This window comes from Vibrio sp. YT-17 (genome assembly GCF_033337375.1).
In the GTDB taxonomy this organism is placed as follows: Bacteria; Pseudomonadota; Gammaproteobacteria; order Enterobacterales; family Vibrionaceae; genus Vibrio; species Vibrio alginolyticus.
The window spans coordinates 159,019-178,333 of the sequence record NZ_JAWOQP010000004.1 but is presented as its reverse complement, the minus strand read 5'-3'; the positions used below and the strand labels follow the sequence as shown (position 1 = coordinate 178,333).

Annotated in this window: 12 protein-coding genes; 4 read left to right on the top strand and 8 right to left on the bottom strand. The window is 46.4% G+C overall.

Annotation, left to right across the window (positions count from 1 at the left end):
- Positions 1-139: 139 nt before the first annotated feature.
- The 4 genes from csdE to R7F67_RS05890 form a co-directional block, all read right to left on the bottom strand.
- Complete coding sequence (gene csdE, locus R7F67_RS05905) at positions 140-568, bottom strand: cysteine desulfurase sulfur acceptor subunit CsdE (protein ID WP_054728416.1); 429 nt, start codon at positions 566-568, stop codon at positions 140-142.
- 19 nt (positions 569-587) lie between these two features.
- Positions 588-1,397, bottom strand: coding sequence for a tRNA cyclic N6-threonylcarbamoyladenosine(37) synthase TcdA (gene tcdA / locus R7F67_RS05900; protein WP_005391724.1), 810 nt, complete (start codon positions 1,395-1,397; stop codon positions 588-590).
- 99 nt (positions 1,398-1,496) lie between these two features.
- Positions 1,497-2,600 carry a murein transglycosylase A gene (gene mltA / locus R7F67_RS05895; protein ID WP_086047006.1) on the bottom strand — a complete coding sequence of 368 codons (1,104 nt, stop codon included), beginning with the start codon at positions 2,598-2,600 and terminating at the stop codon, positions 1,497-1,499.
- Between the two features lie 273 nt (positions 2,601-2,873).
- Positions 2,874-3,329 carry a DUF2850 domain-containing protein gene (locus R7F67_RS05890; RefSeq protein WP_054728413.1) on the bottom strand — a complete coding sequence of 152 codons (456 nt, stop codon included), beginning with the start codon at positions 3,327-3,329 and terminating at the stop codon, positions 2,874-2,876.
- Positions 3,330-3,491: 162 nt separating this feature from the next.
- Between R7F67_RS05890 and argA the strand changes: the two genes are divergently transcribed.
- Positions 3,492-4,829 carry an amino-acid N-acetyltransferase gene (gene argA, locus R7F67_RS05885; RefSeq protein ID WP_086047007.1) on the top strand — a complete coding sequence of 446 codons (1,338 nt, stop codon included), beginning with the start codon at positions 3,492-3,494 and terminating at the stop codon, positions 4,827-4,829.
- Positions 4,830-5,246: 417 nt separating this feature from the next.
- Complete coding sequence (locus R7F67_RS05880) at positions 5,247-5,435, top strand: hypothetical protein (RefSeq protein ID WP_005380230.1); 189 nt, start codon at positions 5,247-5,249, stop codon at positions 5,433-5,435.
- A gap of 34 nt (positions 5,436-5,469) precedes the next feature.
- Here the strand turns inward: R7F67_RS05880 and recD are convergent, their stop codons facing one another.
- The 3 genes from recD to recC form a co-directional block, all read right to left on the bottom strand.
- A complete protein-coding gene (recD, locus tag R7F67_RS05875; protein ID WP_318057099.1) occupies positions 5,470-7,617 on the bottom strand; it encodes an exodeoxyribonuclease V subunit alpha in 2,148 nt (715 codons plus the stop codon).
- On the bottom strand, positions 7,617-11,291 hold the full coding sequence (recB, locus tag R7F67_RS05870) for an exodeoxyribonuclease V subunit beta (RefSeq protein WP_172840025.1): 3,675 nt from the start codon (positions 11,289-11,291) through the stop codon (positions 7,617-7,619). Before recB ends, recD begins: the two co-directional genes overlap by 1 nt.
- A 327-nt stretch (positions 11,292-11,618) precedes the next feature.
- Positions 11,619-15,110, bottom strand: a complete 3,492-nt coding sequence (recC, locus tag R7F67_RS05865; protein WP_258475969.1) for an exodeoxyribonuclease V subunit gamma — start codon at positions 15,108-15,110, stop codon at positions 11,619-11,621.
- Positions 15,111-15,362: 252 nt separating this feature from the next.
- On the opposite strand from recC, the gene R7F67_RS05860 reads away from it, so the two are divergent.
- On the top strand, positions 15,363-17,186 hold the full coding sequence (locus tag R7F67_RS05860) for a DUF3413 domain-containing protein (RefSeq protein WP_158174138.1): 1,824 nt from the start codon (positions 15,363-15,365) through the stop codon (positions 17,184-17,186).
- Between the two features lie 75 nt (positions 17,187-17,261).
- Here the strand turns inward: R7F67_RS05860 and R7F67_RS05855 are convergent, their stop codons facing one another.
- Positions 17,262-18,236, bottom strand: coding sequence for a TDT family transporter (locus R7F67_RS05855; protein ID WP_017636010.1), 975 nt, complete (start codon positions 18,234-18,236; stop codon positions 17,262-17,264).
- Between the two features lie 109 nt (positions 18,237-18,345).
- Between R7F67_RS05855 and R7F67_RS05850 the strand changes: the two genes are divergently transcribed.
- Entirely contained in the window at positions 18,346-19,272 is a 927-nt protein-coding gene (locus tag R7F67_RS05850) for a LysR substrate-binding domain-containing protein (RefSeq protein WP_017636009.1), read from the top strand.
- The last annotated feature ends 43 nt before the right edge of the window (positions 19,273-19,315 follow it).

Here is a 19,315-nt window from a genome sequence, read left to right as displayed (position 1 = left end):
TAGAATGGTTAATTAACGCTAAAATAGTCGACCATTTGCATACTTTTTATCCATATGCAAAAAATATCTCAACTCAGATACAAAAAACGCCAAACAGCTAGGCTATTCGGCGTTTTTTAAGAGTTGGAAAAATAACTCGTTACACGGCGACTTGCTTAATCTGCTCTACAATAGCTTTCAAGCCATTACCACGTGACGGGCTTAAATGGGAGACAAGCCCCAGCTGATCAAAATAAGCATCAATATCAAATGCTTGAATTTGATCGGCCGTTTTACCGTCATAAGCTGCCATTACCAAGGCAATCAATCCACGGACGATACGCGCATCGGAGTCCGCACAAAAATGCCAAACGCCATCTTGCTCTTGGCTCACTAACCACACCAAGCTTTCACAACCCGAAACGGTAACTTGTTCTGATTTCAGCTCTTCTGGCATTTGTGGCAGCTTTTTACCCCACTGAATCACCTGACGGTAACGATCTTCCCAGCCTTGAAATTGCTGCATAGTCGCTACAATGTCTTCGCTGGTGATATCTGTACCAAATGGAGAAACGGGAAAATCTGTCATGATGCGCTCTTCTTCTAGTTTACTGCTTATATTTTGAAATCAACTTCTCAACGATTCGCGATACCGCGACAAAGCCAAACGTTGCAGTTACGACAGTCGCCGCACCAAAACCGCTAGCGCAATCCATACGTTTTGGACCTTCCGCTGTCGACTTCACACCACACACTGAACCGTCTGCTTGAGGGTACTTCAGCTGCTCGGTTGAAAACACGCAATCAATACCAAACTTACGAGCCGGATTCTTAGGGAAGTTATGATGACGACGCAAGGTGTCTTTGATTTTCTTCGCTAGAGGATCTTGGATCGTTTTCGTTAAGTCAGCGACCATGATCTGCGTTGGGTCAACCTGACCACCAGCGCCCCCCGTGGTGATCACTTTGATCTTGTTGCTGCGGCAATACGCCAACAAAGACGCCTTCGCTTTTACGCTGTCAATCGCATCTAGCACGTAATCAAACTCTTTGCTTAAGTACTCATGTTGATTGTCTGGCGTGATGAAATCATCAATCAGATTGACTTTACACTCTGGGTTGATCAATTTGACACGCTCGGCCATCACTTCAATTTTGCTTTGGCCAACGGTGCCCGTCATCGCATGAATTTGGCGGTTAATATTCGTGACACAAACATCATCCATATCAATCAGAGTCAACTCACCGATCCCAGTACGGGCCAGCGCTTCGACCGCCCATGAACCCACGCCACCAATACCAATAACACAAACGTGTGCAGCGCGAAGAATGTCCACTTCACTGTTGCCATAAAGACGACGAGTGCCGCCAAAGCGTTGATTGTAGCTGTCAGATGCTGGGGTATCGAGTTCACGCATATTGAAGTCCAGATGATCGATAGAAAAACAAAGAGTGCGATTTATACGCACTCTTTGATGAAATGTCTAGATAAGAGGCGGTTCCTCTTTCTTGGATGGCTATTGTAGCTTTTCTGGCGGCAAAGCCCAAGGCGCTTGAGTTGGTGAGTTTTCCAGCCCAAGTTTCCAAACTCGACCAAAATGCTTGTAGTGCCCTGCTTCCGTTCCTGCTCTCGCACCAATGCCATGATACAGATCCAAATGGTTCTGTTTTACCGCACCACCAGTGTCTAAAACGATCAGCATTCGCAGTTGATGAGCACCGCTCCACGTACCATCCGCATTCAGCAATGGTACTTCCGCCAAGATTGGTGTGCCCATTGGTAAGATAGAACGGTCACCCGCGACCGCGGCCATTGGCAACAAAGGAATACCAGCCGACCCCGTTACTGGCGCTTCCGATTTTGGCGCAAAGAAAACGTAAGAAGGGTTTTGCTCCAACAACTCGCGTACTGTTGCGTCGTCGTTGTCCATTACCCACTCTTTAATCGCTTTGAGAGACATTTTTTCACGCGGCACTTCACCACGTTCAATCAAAATGCGGCCAATACTAACGTAAGCTTTATTATTTTTCCCTGCGTACGCGAAGTACTCCAACGTATCATCATCTTCAAAATGCACATAGCCACTGCCCTGCACTTCCATCATAAACGGGTCAATACGGTTAGGCGCATAACCTAGCACTAAACCTTGGCCATCTAATGCCCCGTTGTAGATCTCCGCACGAGTCGGACAATCTGATGAGCAGTTTGGCTTGCCATAAACTGGGTACTTAAAAATGTCGTTTGGTGTATGACGCAGCTCCATCACGGGAGAAAAGTATCCGGTAAACAGCACATTACCTTTTTTATCACCACCACCCAATTGCGCGGCTTGAATGCCAAACGCACTCAACGCACTGGTATCTCCGCTCTGTTGCGCCCACTCACTTAATCGTTGATATAGCGGTTGGTATATCTTCGCCATGGATGGTGACTTTATCACCACTTGCTCAGCTTGCTTGTTAAATTCAGTAAAATCGCGTGGTTTGTTAGACTCAACCACATCCACTTTATTGAGGAGCTGAGGAAACTCACCATCAAGATATTGCTGAGCACGATCATTTTGTTGAGCACAGCCAAAGAGTAGGCTCAAAGAGATAATAGGAAGGAGTTTTTTTAACACGTGTCTTTTCCGTAAAAGAGAATAGCAAAAGGATGGCAAACAAATGAATACGACGCAATTGAAAAGCAACGACAAAATGTTTCAACGCTAAGCCAATCCGTTTACTCGTTGTAAATTCATTCAGTTAATGCAACATGATAACAGCGGAAGAATTACGGAATTGTCCGGATTATGTTTGAAAGTAAAATTTACTGATTGAGAGATGAAGTTGTGATCATCCATGTGACTCACAGACGAAAAAGCTGTCAGCTTAAGAGACAATAATAAAAACGACTATCTTACCGCAATCCTTGCACGCCCCTCTAAACGGAATACAGGTAGATAATGTGCATTAGCATCCAGCTTCATTTCTGCATGCTGCTTACCCACAAAATTGAAGTGCCGCTCATTTGAACCCACTCGATACGAAAACGAATCCCCATCGAATTCAAAACTGGTCGCCACTGTAGAACCATTTACGGTAACACCGCGCTCACTCAACACAAATTCTTCACGAGCATAAGGCGCAACATCTTGCTCAACCCAGCGACCATAAATTGTCGATTTGGGAATGGGCGGATTAATGGTTCGAGTAATCAAATCACTATACAGCATGCACACGACAACGGTTCCAACTATCGCTATAAGCATGAGAGAACGCTCTAGCCACTTACGAAACATTGATTTAGATGACGTTTTTGACAGATTGGAAGCAGTGATCGCAGCATTCTTATTAACAGCAGAAGACATGAGGTTCACGTATTGAGGAAAGACGCCACCATTGTAACCTTCCCTCTTAACGGGACCAAGAACCTACCTCAATATGTTTGTGCTTTATTCCAAAATTTCACCTTGCCACCAAGTGAATAAAAAGGCATTATTTTAACATAATTAAACAAAGGAATGGCTGTAGTGAAAATTCGTAGTACTGCTCTCGTAAAAGGATTCCGTCAATCAACACCTTATGTCAATGCTCACCGCGGAAAAACCATGGTGATCATGCTGGGCGGAGAAGCCGTCGCACACAAAAATTTTGGCAATATTATTAATGATATCGCACTCATGCACAGCCTCGGAATAAAAGTCGTGGTGGTGTATGGTGCACGTCCTCAAATTAATCAGCAGCTAGAAAAACAAGACCTCACTACGCCTTACCACAAAAATATCCGCATTACGGATGAATCGGCTTTATCTGTTGTTATGCAAGCTGCCGGACAACTTCAACTTGCGATTACTGCGCGCCTATCAATGAGCCTCAACAACACTCCGATGGCAGGCACCCAGCTCAATGTCGTTAGCGGAAACTACATCATTGCTCAGCCACTCGGCGTTGATGATGGTGTGGACTATTGCCATAGTGGACGCATTCGCCGCATTGACACCGATGCTATCAACCGCACTCTTGATCAAGGTTCAATTGTTCTGCTAGGTCCCATTGCTAGCTCTGTGACTGGCGAGTGCTTTAACTTACTTTCTGAAGAAGTCGCCACCCAACTAGCGATAAAGCTGGGTGCGGATAAGCTGATTGGTTTTTGCTCCGAACAAGGTGTCATTGATGACAACGGCAATGCTGTCGCCGAGTTACTGCCAATTGAGGCGGAGCATGTCATCAAAACGCTCTCTGAAAATACGTCTCCTGATCTAGATTACAACACAGGAACACTGCGCTTTCTTAAAGGCTCTATTGCAGCTTGCCGTGCCGGAGTACCTCGTAGCCACTTGATCAGTTATAAAGTAGATGGCGCCTTAATTCAGGAGTTGTTCTCTTTCGACGGTATCGGAACCCAAGTCGTTATGGCGAGCGCTGAACAAGTGAGGCAAGCTAATATTGACGATATTGGCGGTATCTTAGACCTCATTCGTCCTTTAGAAGAACAAGGTGTACTCGTTAGGCGCTCTCGAGAGCAGCTAGAGCAAGAGATTGGAAAATTTACCATCATCGAAAAAGACGGTTTGATTATTGGCTGTGCTGCCCTTTATCCATACCCAGAAGAGCGTAAAGCTGAGATGGCTTGCGTAGCGATTCACCCTGACTATCGTGATGGAAACCGAGGTTTGTTACTGCTCAACTACATGAAACATCGTTCTAAATCCGAAACCATTGATCAAATTTTTGTCCTCACGACACACAGTTTGCATTGGTTCAGAGAGCAAGGTTTTTACGAAGTCAGTGTCGACTATTTGCCTGGAGCCAAACAAGGGTTATATAACTTCCAGCGTAAGTCCAAAATCTTAGCGTTAGATTTATAGCTTAACCTTAAATCAGGGAGCGAAACTTAACGTTCCACTATACCAACTAACCTCAAAGGGCAGGATTCAGTTCATTGACGCTCAACCCTGCACATCGAGCTTGTTTAGGAACGAGTTTGTTTAGGAGTAAGGCCACACATAAACCCTACTCCGGACTAGCGGGTCATCATGTAAACCCAACTTAGAAATGCGCAAACCATTGCTTGATTTTCGTTCCAATTTTATCTTTTAAATATACATTTGGTTGGCTATACTCTGCTCGCTAGTGATTGGTTTTTAACCAATACGAATGGATCTAGGTGATGTAATGTAGCCTTCACCCTAAAATACTGGGCAATTGAAAAACTAGTTAGCTCCGTATTGCACACCAAGGACAGTTGTTAATCTGACTTTAAATAAGCCGAGACGAGCACTGTTATGAGAACAATCATTTGTAATTCGCTTCAAAGCTTCTGGGATATGGCTGACAATCAGTTTTTAGAAGGCCTAGACGTCCACTGTGTTTTCCCCGTAAATGACGCTATCCGAGATTTTATTCTTGCTTATCAACAGCAATACAAAATACGCAGCGTGTCTTTTACCAATGCGTTTGCAAAACATGCATAAAAGAAGACCGAGCCATAAGCTCGGTCTTCTTGTTTTAGTTAGTAAGCCGCTGTACTAACCCACTCGCACGAGTGGTTTTCACCTTAATGCCTCGCTTCAGAACATTAAGTTCGGCGTAAAGAGCTAAACGCTTTTTCGCGCGGGTAATGCCTGTGTAAATCAACTCACGGGTTAATATCGGGCTAAAGTCTGGTGGCAAAATCATCAGGGTGTAATCAAATTCACTGCCTTGCGATTTATGGATGGTCATAGCGTAAGCCGTTTCATGTTCAGGTACTCGGCTTGGCAAGACCGATTTCACACTGCCGTCAGGTAACTCAAAAAAGACTTTCAAACGCGGTTCTTCTTCACTGTCATCTCGCATGCAAATACCAATATCACCGTTATACAAACCTAAACCGTGATCATTACGCGTAACCATGACGGGTCTGCCGTGATACCAAATTTCATCCTGAACTTGAATGAACTTGCGCGCCGCGAGCGCTTTCTCGATGCGTTGGTTTAGCCCAGCCACACCGAAGTCACCTTCACGGATCGCGCACAGCAATCGGCATTGGTTGAAGGTATCTAACACCGCTTTGACTTTGTGCGTTAGCGACTCTAGCTCTCCGGTTTTAGGATCAGTTTCCTGTTGTCCAATGCGTTTGAGGTAACGACCGTATTCCTGCACCAACGTCTGCATCATTTGGTTGTAATGTTGACTACTTAGCGCGAAATGTTCGATGTCAGAAAAGTCACGCGCCCAGACGTTATCTACGCTCGCAGCAGAACCTGAGTTAACCGCTTTTGCCAACTGACCAATGCCTGAGCGAGCGTCAAATCGGTAGCTCTTTTGCAGCATACATAAACTATCAGCAATGCTAGATGCACTGGTACCTGTATGGGCTAAAGTATCGAAACCCGTCAGTTTTGCGATGGCTGACGCCTGCTCTTTGCCATAACCCAATGCATGGAACGAACAGATATCACCCAACACTGCCCCAGCTTCAACTGAGGCAAGTTGGTCTTTATCACCTAACAAAATCAGCCGCGCATGTTTCGGTAAGGCATCGACCACTTTGTACATCATCGGTAAATCGACCATCGACGCTTCATCGATAACCAAAATATCCAAATGCAGTGGATTTTGCTTGTTGTGACGAAATTCTGCGCTATTAGGAATCGCGCCCAGCAACCTATGTAAGGTACTCGATTCAGTCGGAATTTTGGCTTTTAGCTCCGGAGAAACTGGCAGTTCTTGCACTGCTTTACCAATGGACTCGGTTAATCGCGCCGCCGCTTTCCCCGTCGGGGCCACCAGCTTAATGGTCAGATTTTTCTCGTGTGTCGCCTGTTCAATCAAAGCAGCAAGCAATTTGGTTACTGTCGTCGTTTTACCCGTACCAGGGCCACCAGAAATCACAGCAAATCGACGAGTTAACGCAACCGCCGCCGCGACTTTTTGCCAGTTCACACAAGCTGAAAGTGGCACCAGCTCATCCAGTTGATGCAAATCCTGAACCTTGCGCGCATTGCTAAGCACGGAATCAATGGCGTGCCAATCCAACGATTCGCTTGCGACCACATCAAGGTGATCACACACCAATTGTTGACGTAACACTTGGTTGCTGCTTCCCGATTCTACTGCTTTGCCCAACACGTTAAACAGAAAATGGTATTGGCGTGCGAACAGATGGTTGAGCAACTCGGATAATCGCACAAACTCTTGTGGTTGCAAGTTAACTGGGGCGCCCAACTGATTGAGCTTTTCCGCCAGTGTCACTTCATAATGCCAATAGCGGTGCAGATACAGACGCTCGCCATCGAACATCAGCGGCAAGGCTTCTCCTTGCGCGCCGACCACGGTGGAATTTTTTAATACTTGAATCCAGTCTATGTCTTGCAACTGTGTGTTGAGCGCCAATGCCGACTCACCAAACAGCCCTAACTTACTGGCTAAATCCGCAGATTGCCCTTGTGCATCGAACAGAGACAGACAGATATGTCCTTTGCCGAGCTCACTACTGACAACACCAGCGATAAACGCCAATGCTTGACTATCCGACTGTTCATCATGCGTTTGAGAATCAATAAAACAGGCGAATTGGTAGTCGAGCTGACGAATAGCACCTTTGTGCGCCAAGCGTTCCAACACTACCAATAGGCTATCTTGGTCAGAATGAAGATTGTGATTTGTCGTCATTAAAGTAGCTCCATCTGCCCGGCTTGAGTTGAGCGCGTTTCGAGTGCTTGACCATCAATCAAACGATCCATCTCTTGTAAGAACTCGAAAGTTGGTTTCGCGGCAAAAATGCCGTGGTCACTCTGCCCATCCATGCCGCGCAAGAACAAGTAATACACGCCACCGAAGTGCTGCTCATATTGATAATTCGCCAATCGGCTGCGTAGGAAACGATGCAGTGCTAACGCATAAATCTGGTACTGCAAATCGTAGCGGTGATCCGCCATCGCCGATTTCAGAGCCTCACCATGGTATCTCGTCACATCGTCGCCAAGATGATTCGATTTCCAGTCAAGCACGTAGTATTTACCTTGATGTTCAAACACCAAGTCGATAAAACCTTTGAGCATGCCTTGCACGGTTTGGAAACCTAAATCCCCCGCTTTCGCCGACAACGGATCGTGACGTTGAATGACTCGGTTTAACGCCGGTGCAGACAAAACTTCAATCGGCAGCAAAAACTCCATCTCCACCAAACGTTGCGACGGTGCTTTTTGATTCAGCAGCAAAGACTTACCATCCAACGGCGTTGCGAGTACGGTATCAATCAATTGCTGTAAAATGGGCAACCACTCTTCATCGAGCTGTTCGCTTTCCATCAAGCCAAGGATGATTTGTGTATTCTCTTCCGTCGTGGCTGGCTGAGTAAATTCAATTTCCTCAAACAGGCTGTGCAGGAACGTACCCGGACGCGCACCACGAGGGAAGGTAAAAATCGAACGCTCTGGCTCCACCAAATCCGCTTCGTCTTGTTCTTCAGATGAGTCGATATCGAAACCTGTAATCTCAATCGTGGCATCATGCTCGGCGTGATGAGAGCCTTGCTTGACCAAGCCAGAGTAACTGGTGATGCGCCAGTTTCTGTCGATAGGGTTTTGCAGTTCTTTCGCACTAAGATCGTGTACTTCTTCTTGTGGCGCTACGTACTTCTCTTCGAGTTTCTGCGGCGGATCGGCCACGACGACACAATCAAGCTCGTCTTGTTGCTTTGTTAAACCTTGGTGCAAATCGTTAATGCCACCTTCTTGACCATTCTGAATCAAATAGCCAATCGCACTGCGGTGTACGCCAGTTGGCTCTTTGGTCGAACGACCATTGCGCAAAGGCGAGGCTCCAATAAAACACGCATACACAGCACGCGTTAGTGCCACGTATATCAAGCGTAAGTCTTCCGCCAAACGCTCTTTATCCGCTTGCTTCATGGACGCATCGTTGCCAGTGATATCCAGTACCGTGCGGTCATTGGCTGCATCGTAATATTTGGCTTCACTGGCTTCTCGATAGCTGAATACAAACGGCAGAAACACGAGGTCATACTCCAAGCCTTTTGATTTGTGAATAGTTACGATCTGCACTAAGTTACGTTCCGATTCTAAACGTTGGATTTGGTCATCACTGCCACCCAAACCGTTTTCCGCATCACTGATAGACTGAGCGAGCCAACGCAGCAGACCGTGGTCGCTATCCAGTTCATTACTGGCTTGTTGAAGCAGTTCACCGATGTGCATTAAATCGGTAAGTACTCGCTCACCATTCTCACCCTGTGAACTAGCACCTTCTTCTAGTAATCGCTCGGCAATATGGCGTTTGCTGATCACCGCGCGCAACATCGGCAGCACACCACGTTGAACCCAAAGTTTGCGATATTCTTTGAATTCGTTTACGGCGTTTTCCCACACCACTTCATCGTTATTAAGTGCATCCAAACTTGCTGCGTCGAGGGCAAACAGCTCAGAAGCAAGACTTGCACGCAGCGCACGGTCATTTTCTGGAGTCAGCACCGCTTGCAGCAAACGCTGTAAATCCTGCGCCACCGAACTGGTAAACACACTGTCTCGGTTAGACAGATACACGCTGGCAATGCCTTGGTCTGCCAGCGCTTGTTTGACCATTCGACCTTCACTACCTGTTCGAACCAACACCGCGATATCGCCCGCTTGAACCGCTTTCTGTTTTTCGCCATTCACCAGACACGCTTGCCCCTGTTGAGCCTGCGTCAAAATGGTTTGGATTTGGCTTGCGGTCGCCTCTGCCATTCGAGTCAAATACTCGCCTTTTGGTAGCGGTTTATCGTCCGCTTCTTGCAACCAATAAGTCAGCGCTGGTTGCTTTTGGCCACCCATAGTCCAAATGCGTTTTTCGGCATTGGGACTGTACTTAACGGGTAAAAACGGAATATCCGAATCATAGATAAATGGACTGTCTGGCAAAGCAAATACTTGGTTTACCGCCTGCACCATATCTGCGCTAGAACGCCAGTTGGTTCCTAACGTGTAGTGGGCACTTACTTGGTTACGCGCTTTGATATAAGTGAAAATGTCTGCGCCACGAAAGCCATAAATCGCCTGCTTGGGGTCCCCGATCATAAACAAACCACATTCCGGGTTGTTCAGATAAATACGGCTGAAAATACTGTATTGAAGCGGGTCGGTATCTTGGAACTCGTCAATCATTGCGACAGGATACAAAGTACGAATACGCGCAGCTAAAAGCTCGCTTTCGTCCGTATCGATAGAAGCAGAAAGTTGTGTCAACAAATCATCGAAAGAGAGCCACTGTTTTTGATTTTTCGCGTTAGCCAGCATCACACGACAATGTTCAATCGCATGAGCAAGCAGTGGCGCTTTTAAGCTGATTGGGTTGGCAAGAAATGTTTCAATGACTTCAAATACCGCATGCTGCGGCGCACTGCCTTTCGGTGTTTTTTCCAACAAGACGTTTTGCGCGAATTTCTCCAGCTTGTCTGGATAATCGTAACCTGTAGTTTCCGTTGCCGCCCAAGCGTTTACCGCCTCCAACCACGTCGGCAGAGACTTTTTGGTATAGCTACGTTTGTTAATATCTGAATCTGAAATTAGCGTTAAGAAGTCATCTTGGCTTTCTCGCCACTGTGCTTTTAATTCATCAATTTTTTTCAAATTTTCAGTATGAAGATCAGCCAAACTGCCTTTCATTGCTGGAACAGAAAGGCTTAACGGCGCACCAGTTAAGTAATTGCTGATGTCAGACAACAACGCAGATGGAGAGCCCCATAGCTGGCGAATTTCTCCAGCCAACGTAAATGGCAACGGGTAGAAATTGCGACGCCAGTAATCGGCTACAACTTGCGCTTTTAGGTGACTTTCATCGGTCACAAACTCGTTATTAAATCGGCTGCCAGATTCAAACGCATTTTGCGTTAGCATACGTTGGCAAAAACCGTGAATGGTGTAGACCGCCGCCTCGTCCATCTGACGCTCTGCCTGCAATAAAATTTCTGCGGCTTGCTTGTGATCGTCAAACTCATTAAGCAAAGGTTGGATCACCGGGTCGGAACTCTGTCCACGCGCAAACGCGATTCGCGCATCATGGATTCTTGCCCTGATACGATCGCGTAATTCCGCAGTTGCCGCTTCGGTAAAGGTTACAACCAGAATTTGGTCGACCGTAAGCGGTACGCGATGTCGAGTTTCCGCGCTGCCATGACCAAGCAAAAGACGCAGATATAAACCTGCAATAGTGAAGGTTTTACCTGTACCTGCTGATGCCTCGATTAACCTCGCACCGTGCAGAGGAAACGTCATCGGTTCTAGTGGCGTTGGTTGAGGTTGCTCTGTGCGGTCTAACGTATGTAGAGGACACTCTGCACCTGACATTTGATCCATAACGCTGAATCTCTCCGGATTATTTACTAGGACGTATCACCTAATAAATGTGATCTATAGTTAAAAATTCTATTAATATGTTTAACAAGTTGGATAATTTAGAGCTTTGTGAGATCTTTCTCACGGTTATCCATAAGACGTACCGTTAGTATGCGCCCCACGAGATAAGCCAAACCTTTTTGGCGGCACAACTCAAATGAATTAAACAAAAGTATCATGGTCCCTCTGACCTTGTGGCCGTACAGCGAACGCCCTACAAAAAATAATGATTTTCTGGCGGCCACCCTACTCTTCCTTCTCTTTATCCAGCTGTCTTTATTACGCTTTTACATCATCAGCGTCTTGAACCGCTAAGCGCGCACCTTGCAGTACTAATGCTGTCAGCAAACGAACTTCTGAGGCCAACTCATCATTCCAAGCAGGCCAAATTCGAGAGATGTACGCATTACTGCCTTCGCCCGGGCTCATGAAGCCATCATTGAATGCGTCAGCCATTTTCTTCAAAGATTTCTCTTCGTAATCTACCCACTGACCGCGGCTAAAGCCCGCTTCAACACAAGCCAACGCCGTTTTCGGGAAATAAGGCAAAGGCTTAGTCATGCCTTCGAAAAATAAGCGAACTAATTCAGTCAGTAGCTGTTTGGCATACTGCGCATCGGCAATTTCTGGGTAGATCAAATGCAGCGCGCCTTCTTTACGATCGTAACCAATGATGTGAGTTTTCTTAGCATGACCCGACGCCGACATGGCAAGGTGATCGATCCACGCAGCAAGGTAATCCTGCGAGCGAATCTTACCGCTTCTATAGCGAATCAAACCGGATTGGTAGCATTGAGTCAGCCAACCTGTTAGGCGAACGTTTTTCTCTTCGCCTTCATTTCGCTCAAACAAGGAATCAAACGTCAGGTCGATTTCCAAATCGTCTTGAGGCGCACCAGATAAAAACGCCAGTTTATCCACCAGCTCTTCCGCCTGAACTCGGTTAGTTTCAAATTCGATATCACCAAACGCCCCCACCGGCAGTTTGCCTTGCGCGCGCTGTTGACTCATAAAGTGTTTAAGTACCTCTGTTTTTTTCTCTGGCTGCATCAATGTCGTTTCAAGCAAGGTTTCTAACAGCTCATCACGCATTTGATAGCTCTCCAAACCACCTAAAACAAAGGGTTCGTCGTCCTCCATCACCGGTAGTGGCGGTTCAAAGATTACTTTTAAACGACGATTGAAAAAATACTGCACAGGTAAGCGCCAGAAACGTTGCAACTCGACTAAGTCGAGCTCAAGTGGGAACGTCGCTCCTAACAGATAGTCGTCTAATGCCCGATTAAAATCACGACGAACATAGCCTTGCGATTGACTACTTTGAGTTAATGCCGCTGGAATCCACTCTTTCGCGTAGCTGGCGTGCATGCCTTGAAACGCACTTGGGCTAAACGGCACCATGGCGTGGGTATTCACCAACGCATTTAATAAGTTGTCGCCAGACTCATCAACGGGCAACGCTTCATCACCACTTAAACAATAGTTTTGGTGGCAGTATTCCATCAGCTCAGAAACCAGAACCGAAGGTACTCGCTCGGTATTGTCTTGGATTGAACGGCCAACATAACTGATGTAGAGCGTTTGCTGTGCCGATAGCATTGCTTCGAGGAATAGGTAACGGTCATCATCTCGACGCGAACGGTCGCCCGGTTTGGTTCTTCCGGTCATCAAGTCAAAGCCTTCTGGCGGCATGGAGCGTGGGTACACGCCGTCATTCATCCCCAGTAGACAAACGGTTCTAAACGGAATAGAGCGCATCGGCATCAGGGTACAAAAGTTCACTTGACCAGCCAGGAAGCGCTGGCTGACTCGTGTGCCAGATAATTTATTTTGAAGGTATTGGCTGATGATCGACGGCGATAACGCATCATCAAATGCGGCATCAGCTAACTGCTCTTTGAGTTGGCTGAGCGTATCGCGAATGGATTTGAGCGCCATTTCGCCTTCTAACTCAACTGAGAAGAAGTCATCCAGCAGTGAAACCAAAGTCTCTCGCCAACCATCGATAGTTTGAACATGAGAAAGTTTGCTTCGATAAGTGCTAATTTGTTGGATAAAGTGTGCCAACTTGCCCGCCAGCTCTGCGCCCATGCCTTGCACTTCGTTGTACGGAGACAAACTGCCTTGCTCGGTTTCAAACAAACCTGCGGATTCTGGCATCGCGTAGCCAAGCAACATGCGTTGAATACCAAATTGCCATGTGTTTTGACGGGTTTCCGGCAGTTCAAATTCGCGTCCGGTATTGGCGTCCAATCCCCAGCGAATTCCCGATTCCTCAACCCATTGTTTAGCTTGTAAGAAATCACCTTCGCTGAGTTCAAAACGCTTTAATATCGCCGGAGTTTCCAGAAGTTCGAGTAGTTCTGATGCCAAACAGCGCGTATTGGGTAAGTTCACCAACTGCATAAATGCGGCCAGAATTGGGCTCTCTTGATCGGCGGTTCGGTCAGAAATCGAATATGGAATAAAACGCTCACCCGGCGCGTTACCAAAGACCGCCTGAATCGCAGGGCTGTAAGCGTTGATGTCCGCGACCATCACGATAATATCGCGCGGTTTTAACGTTGGGTCAGCATCGAACATCGCCAACAGTTGATCATGCAGCACTTCCACTTCACGCATCGGGCTGTGACAAGCGTGTAGGCTCAGTGATTTATCACCCAAGCTAACCACTTGTTTGTGATGACTGTTTTCAATCTGTTGGTCATCTTGATGTTCTTCAAGATTGAGAATATCCGCTTGCAATTGATGGAGCAGACTGTCGCGCTCAACATCAACAAAGGCTTCAATTTCATGAGATTCCAGCTGAGACAACAGATACATATTGTCGCGCCCGAGTTTACCCATGGATGCCAACAGACTGTTTCCGACCACATCGGTGTGCAGCTCATCGATCACATTATCTTCCAGTGATCCTTTCAGTTGCTCAGTTTCACCTTGCACTTCCGAGTGATCGTCCTGCCACACAACGTGCTGACGATGTTTCGCCGCCAAACGAGCCAGATATTTGCGATCTCGAACTTCACCCCAGTAATAACGACACGGGTTGGTGAACATCAGATGCACGTCGATGTGTTCACCAATTGCTTTTAGCGCATCCATATAGCGAGGCGGCAACGAAGAAATGCCAAAAACAAACAAACGCTTGGGTAAATGGTCAAAATTGCCGTTAAAACTCTCTAACGTGTCGATAAAGTGCTCATAAAGGTTGGCACGGTGATATGGAGACTGTCCTAATGACACAGTGTGATCATACAACGCTTGCCATAAGATCGGCTGCCACGGATGCTCATCTTCCAGCTCTGGCACACTCTGCCCAGCTTCCCAACTTGCGATCCATTCCGGACGATACACCAAGTAACCATCGAAAATATCGGCAATTTTCTCAGCCAGCTGATACAGCTTAGAGTGGTCAATGTCATCTTTGAGGTACTGCGCTAACGGCGAAAACACCTCTTGGTTGAGAAGCCCCGGAAGCAAATGCATCAACTTCCACGTCATCGCTTCTTTGTTAAACGCACTGCGTTTTGGCACGTCTGGCAATACCTGCGTAAACATTTCCCAAATGAAAGTCGCAGGGAGCGGAAAATCAATGTTCGCGGCAACACCAAACTCTTTGGCCAATTCCATTTTTAGCCACTGGGACATGCCTGGACTTTGAACCAGAATTTGTTCTTTTTCGAACGGGTTTTCCAGCGGACTGATTCGAATCAGTTCGACAAGGAGTGATTTAAGAACGTCAACTTGGTTGGAGTGATAAACAGTAAACAAATTGGGAATACCGAGCGCCGATTGAAACTGTTAGCTAGCTTAGCACAGCCCCATTTAAACCCGCAGTGATCTCGCGTTCGGAAAAAACAAAAGGTTATATATCACTCAAATAGAGTATGAATCTTCTGAATTTTCACATGTCAATCAAGTCTGACATTTCCATACAAAATGTGACATTCGTCGCAACTATTCCATAATAAAAAACACTGTTTTATACTCCCTCTACCCATAATTTATAAACAAACAAAAAGTATGTTTCGCAAACTGTCTTCCAACAGCGCTTGGCTGATTGCTTTTTTTGCTTGCTTTGCAGTGTACCTGTCGATCGCTTGTTATCCTTTTGTGTTGTCTAACAATCAGAATGAACCGCTAACCTTGTTGCAAGGTTACTATTTGGTTTCGACTCAATATGGCTGGCTGGGCTTGATCGCTCTTCCATTTATGTTGTTGAGTTTATTGCTCTCTTTTCTACCGACTCGAGCATTCAAAGGTATCGTGATCGCTATCGCGATCTGTCTATTGATCATGTTTAAAGTCGATATCCTCGTTTTTCAGCAATACAAACTTCACATCAACGCCCTATTAATCCGTATGTTTTTCGAAGGTGGCGGTGATGTCTTCGATATTTCTTGGATGAGTTGGCTTATCTTCGTCAGTGAAGTTGCCGTTCTGGTGATCGGGCTCGCCTGTACCGTTTGGGTAAGTAATAAACTGGCACAAAGCCGAGCTAAGTTCGTTTTGATCAGCGTTTGGTTTGCTGTATTGCTTAGCACGCAGATGATTCATGCGTACAAAAACGCACTTTACGACGATGAAGTCAGTCAGTTTTCGAATAACTGGCCACTTTACTACCCGCTGACGGCTCGTAAATTTATTTACAAACACAACCTAGTGGATGAGAACATTGCATCGAAGAACCGCGTAGAGTTAACCAACATTGAACGTAGCTCACTCAACTATCCGCTTGCGCCGATTCAAGTGCAAAGCAAAGAGAAACAACCCAATGTTTTGTTTATCTTGGTTGACGCGTGGCGCTACAGTGATGCGACGCCGGAAGTCATGCCAAATGTCAGTAAGTTCGCTGAAAAGACAGTGAATTTCACACAACACATGAGCGGCGGCAACTCAACTCAAGCGGGTATTTTCAGCCTGTTTTACAGCTTGCCAGCGACCTACTGGGAAAGCTTTTACGCAAGTCAACGCTCTCCTATTTTTATGGATACGCTGCAAGCAGAAGGCTACCGCATGGGCATTTTTGGCTCGGCACCGCTCACCAGCCCGCCACTTTCTCGCACGGTATTCAAAAAAGTGTCGGACTTGACCCTGAAACAAACTGGGGAAACAGCTGTCGAGCGCGATCAGCAGATAACAGACAAGTTCATCGAGTTCCAAAAGCAGGATAGCGACAAGCCGTACTTTGGTTTTCTGTTCTACGATGCCGCCCACGGCACAGTATTTCCCGAACCTGAATTTGCGAAATTCAAACCATACTGGGAACGCGTTGACCACATTTTGCTCAACAACGATTTTGACGCTTCGCTTTACCATAATCGATACAAGAACTCGTTGTACTACATCGATAGCTTGATTGGTGATGTGCTGAAAAACGTCGACTTAGACAATACCATTGTGGTGATTTCATCAGATCATGGTGAAGAGTTTAACGACCATAAGATGAACTATTGGGGCCACACGGGTAACTACAGTGACGTTCAAGTACATGTGCCTCTTTACGTGTACATGCCAAATCGTCAGCCAGAGCAAGTTGATTACCGCACGACCCATTTTGACGTCGTGCCAACCATGATGAATACGCTGTTTGACGTTCAAGGAACAACGAGTTCATACAGCGTTGGTCATAACTTGTTTGATAGCTCTGCCTCTCGCGATTGGTATATTGCAGGCAGCTACTACAACTATGCATTGGTCGGCAAAGAACTGATGCTTGTGGTCAACCCTGGCGGGCACTCTCAGCAACTGAATCGTCAGTTAAAAGTCGAGAAAGAACAGAAAGTTCCTGTCGATATCATTCGTCATTCTCTGGATGAGATGTCGCGATTTTACAAAAAAGGCTAGCGTCCAACATCGACGCCGATTGAAATAAAAAAGCCTCTTGGTTGTAAGACCAAGAGGCTTTTTCCTATCTGTTATTTAAGCGTGATGAGCGTGCATCAAGCGTGGCTGAATCAACAAGTTGTTGATGTATTGTAAGGCCACATAAGAGACAACAAATGTTGCCACAATCAACTCAAGACCAGCTAAGCCTCGCACTTGTTGAACATAGTGCGCAGCCAATCCTTGCAACTCCATCCAATTCGCCATTTTAAACAGCGCCGTCGCACCGATCACCATCGGGAAGGTAAACGCTGCATAGCCAGGGCTGAATGGCAGTCTTAACAATTTAAAGAAGGCTAAGTAGATGATGGCTGTCATCAATACCGCGATACCAAATAGCATAGCGATGATCACTGGTGATGGTGTCGCAGTGACCGTTAAGTACCCTGCCAATGATAGACTTGCTGGCGCTGCCATGATTGCCATTGTTGGTTTCGCTGCATCCGGAATTTCATGGGTGAACATGAAACGGTAAATCATCATCGGCAACATGATCGCGTACGCCACCATACCAAACATCAATGCACCTTGTGCCACTGGTGCTAGCATCGGGTTGCCAGAGAAAGACACATCCGCAACGATGATACCCACAGGCGGTACAAACCAACTAGGAACCATGTGGTGCAATTCAAAATCTTTGGCGCGATGGTAAACAAAGCTCACCAAGAATACGATGTGCAAAACCACCGCAATCAGCCAAAGCGCATCGCCAGCTAATGGGTAAAAATGGCCGAGAGAGTTCGATACCACCATAGTGCCCATCGCAAATGTCGGAACCACGCTGCCCACAACCGGATGAGCAAGATCTTGTCTCAATAGATGATTATGTAGCAAAAACTTGGTTGCCAATATAGCCAACAATATGCTCGCGATACCCGCACTAATCCACTGTCCGTAGCCATGTAATTCGGCGAAGTTTTCCCAACTCCAGCCCAAGCTTGCAATACCAAGAGCCAAACCCGCCATTGGAGTTGGCGCTCCCATTACTTTTGCTTTTGTTCTTTGAATCATGATGACCTCAACCAGACTCACTCTTGATGAGACGTATAATACGCTTGCACTTCGTTCCGATATATCTAATTATTTAAAACAAACGTTCAGAATTACTTAACGGTGGGGTATGGCAAGTCACATTTCTCTTAAACAACTGAAAGTGTTTACGACGATCACGCAGCACAAAACGCTCACAGCGGCTTCTGATAGTCTCTTTTTATCGAAAGCCGCAGTGAGCATGGCACTCTCAGAATTAGAAAAGCAGATCGGCCATCACTTATTTGATCGTGTTAATAACCGACTGATTTTGAACCAAGAAGGTCAAAAACTACTGCCACTGGCGGATGAATTACTCAACCGAGCCAAGGACATCGAGAGCATTTTCGATGGTGACCAAGCGCTATCGGGCCAACTTCGCATTGGTGCCAGCGACACCATTGGCAACCAAGTCGCGCCCTATTTGCTTAGCGAATTTCGTCAGCAAACGAACCATCGTTCTCAAAGTCTGTTCATTTCTAACTCCGCACAAATCTGCGACATGCTGACCGATTACGAGTTAGACATAGCCCTCATTGAAGGCAAAACACTTCACCCTGAATTGCAGTCTACCCAGTTTAGCGAAGATGAAATGTGCGTGATTTGCGCGCCCAATTCCCCAGCCGCGCACGAAGGGCCAGTAAACTTAACCGAGCTAGAAAACAGTGAATGGATATTGCGAGAGGCAGGCTCTGGTTCACGCGAATTTTTTATGCGCGTTGTCGCGCCGCGCTTGGAACATTGGCATGAAGCTTTTCAGCTCAATACCACCGAAGCGTTGATCAACTCAGTATCGGCAGGGTTAGGCTTGGGCTGTTTGTCACGTTTGTCTGCAGAACCTGCTATTCGTGACGGCCGCGTAAAACTGCTCGACATGCCTTTAGATATGAAACGTCGCTTCTGGTTACTGGTTCATAAAGAGAAATATCAAAGCCCATTGCTCAAAACGTTTATCGAATTTTGCCAAGATTGGGAGCGACCAACAAACCTTCCTTTGGCGGACAAATCCGCAAAGTGAAACCAAGATAGTTTAAATGCTAGTCAGTTAGTTGTACGTGTCT

Bases quoted from the DNA above. Each gene is read 5' to 3' on its own strand.
- R7F67_RS05880 (WP_005380230.1), top strand. From the start codon at position 5,247: ATGAGAACAATCATTTGTAATTCGCTTCAAAGCTTCTGGGATATGGCT.
- R7F67_RS05855 (WP_017636010.1), bottom strand. From the start codon at position 18,236: ATGATTCAAAGAACAAAAGCAAAAGTAATGGGAGCGCCAACTCCAATG.
- tcdA (WP_005391724.1), bottom strand. From the start codon at position 1,397: ATGCGTGAACTCGATACCCCAGCATCTGACAGCTACAATCAACGCTTT.
- csdE (WP_054728416.1), bottom strand. From the start codon at position 568: ATGACAGATTTTCCCGTTTCTCCATTTGGTACAGATATCACCAGCGAA.
- R7F67_RS05850 (WP_017636009.1), top strand. From the start codon at position 18,346: ATGGCAAGTCACATTTCTCTTAAACAACTGAAAGTGTTTACGACGATC.
- R7F67_RS05890 (WP_054728413.1), bottom strand. From the start codon at position 3,329: ATGTCTTCTGCTGTTAATAAGAATGCTGCGATCACTGCTTCCAATCTG.
- recB (WP_172840025.1), bottom strand. From the start codon at position 11,291: ATGTCAGGTGCAGAGTGTCCTCTACATACGTTAGACCGCACAGAGCAA.
- recD (WP_318057099.1), bottom strand. From the start codon at position 7,617: ATGACGACAAATCACAATCTTCATTCTGACCAAGATAGCCTATTGGTA.
- R7F67_RS05860 (WP_158174138.1), top strand. From the start codon at position 15,363: ATGTTTCGCAAACTGTCTTCCAACAGCGCTTGGCTGATTGCTTTTTTT.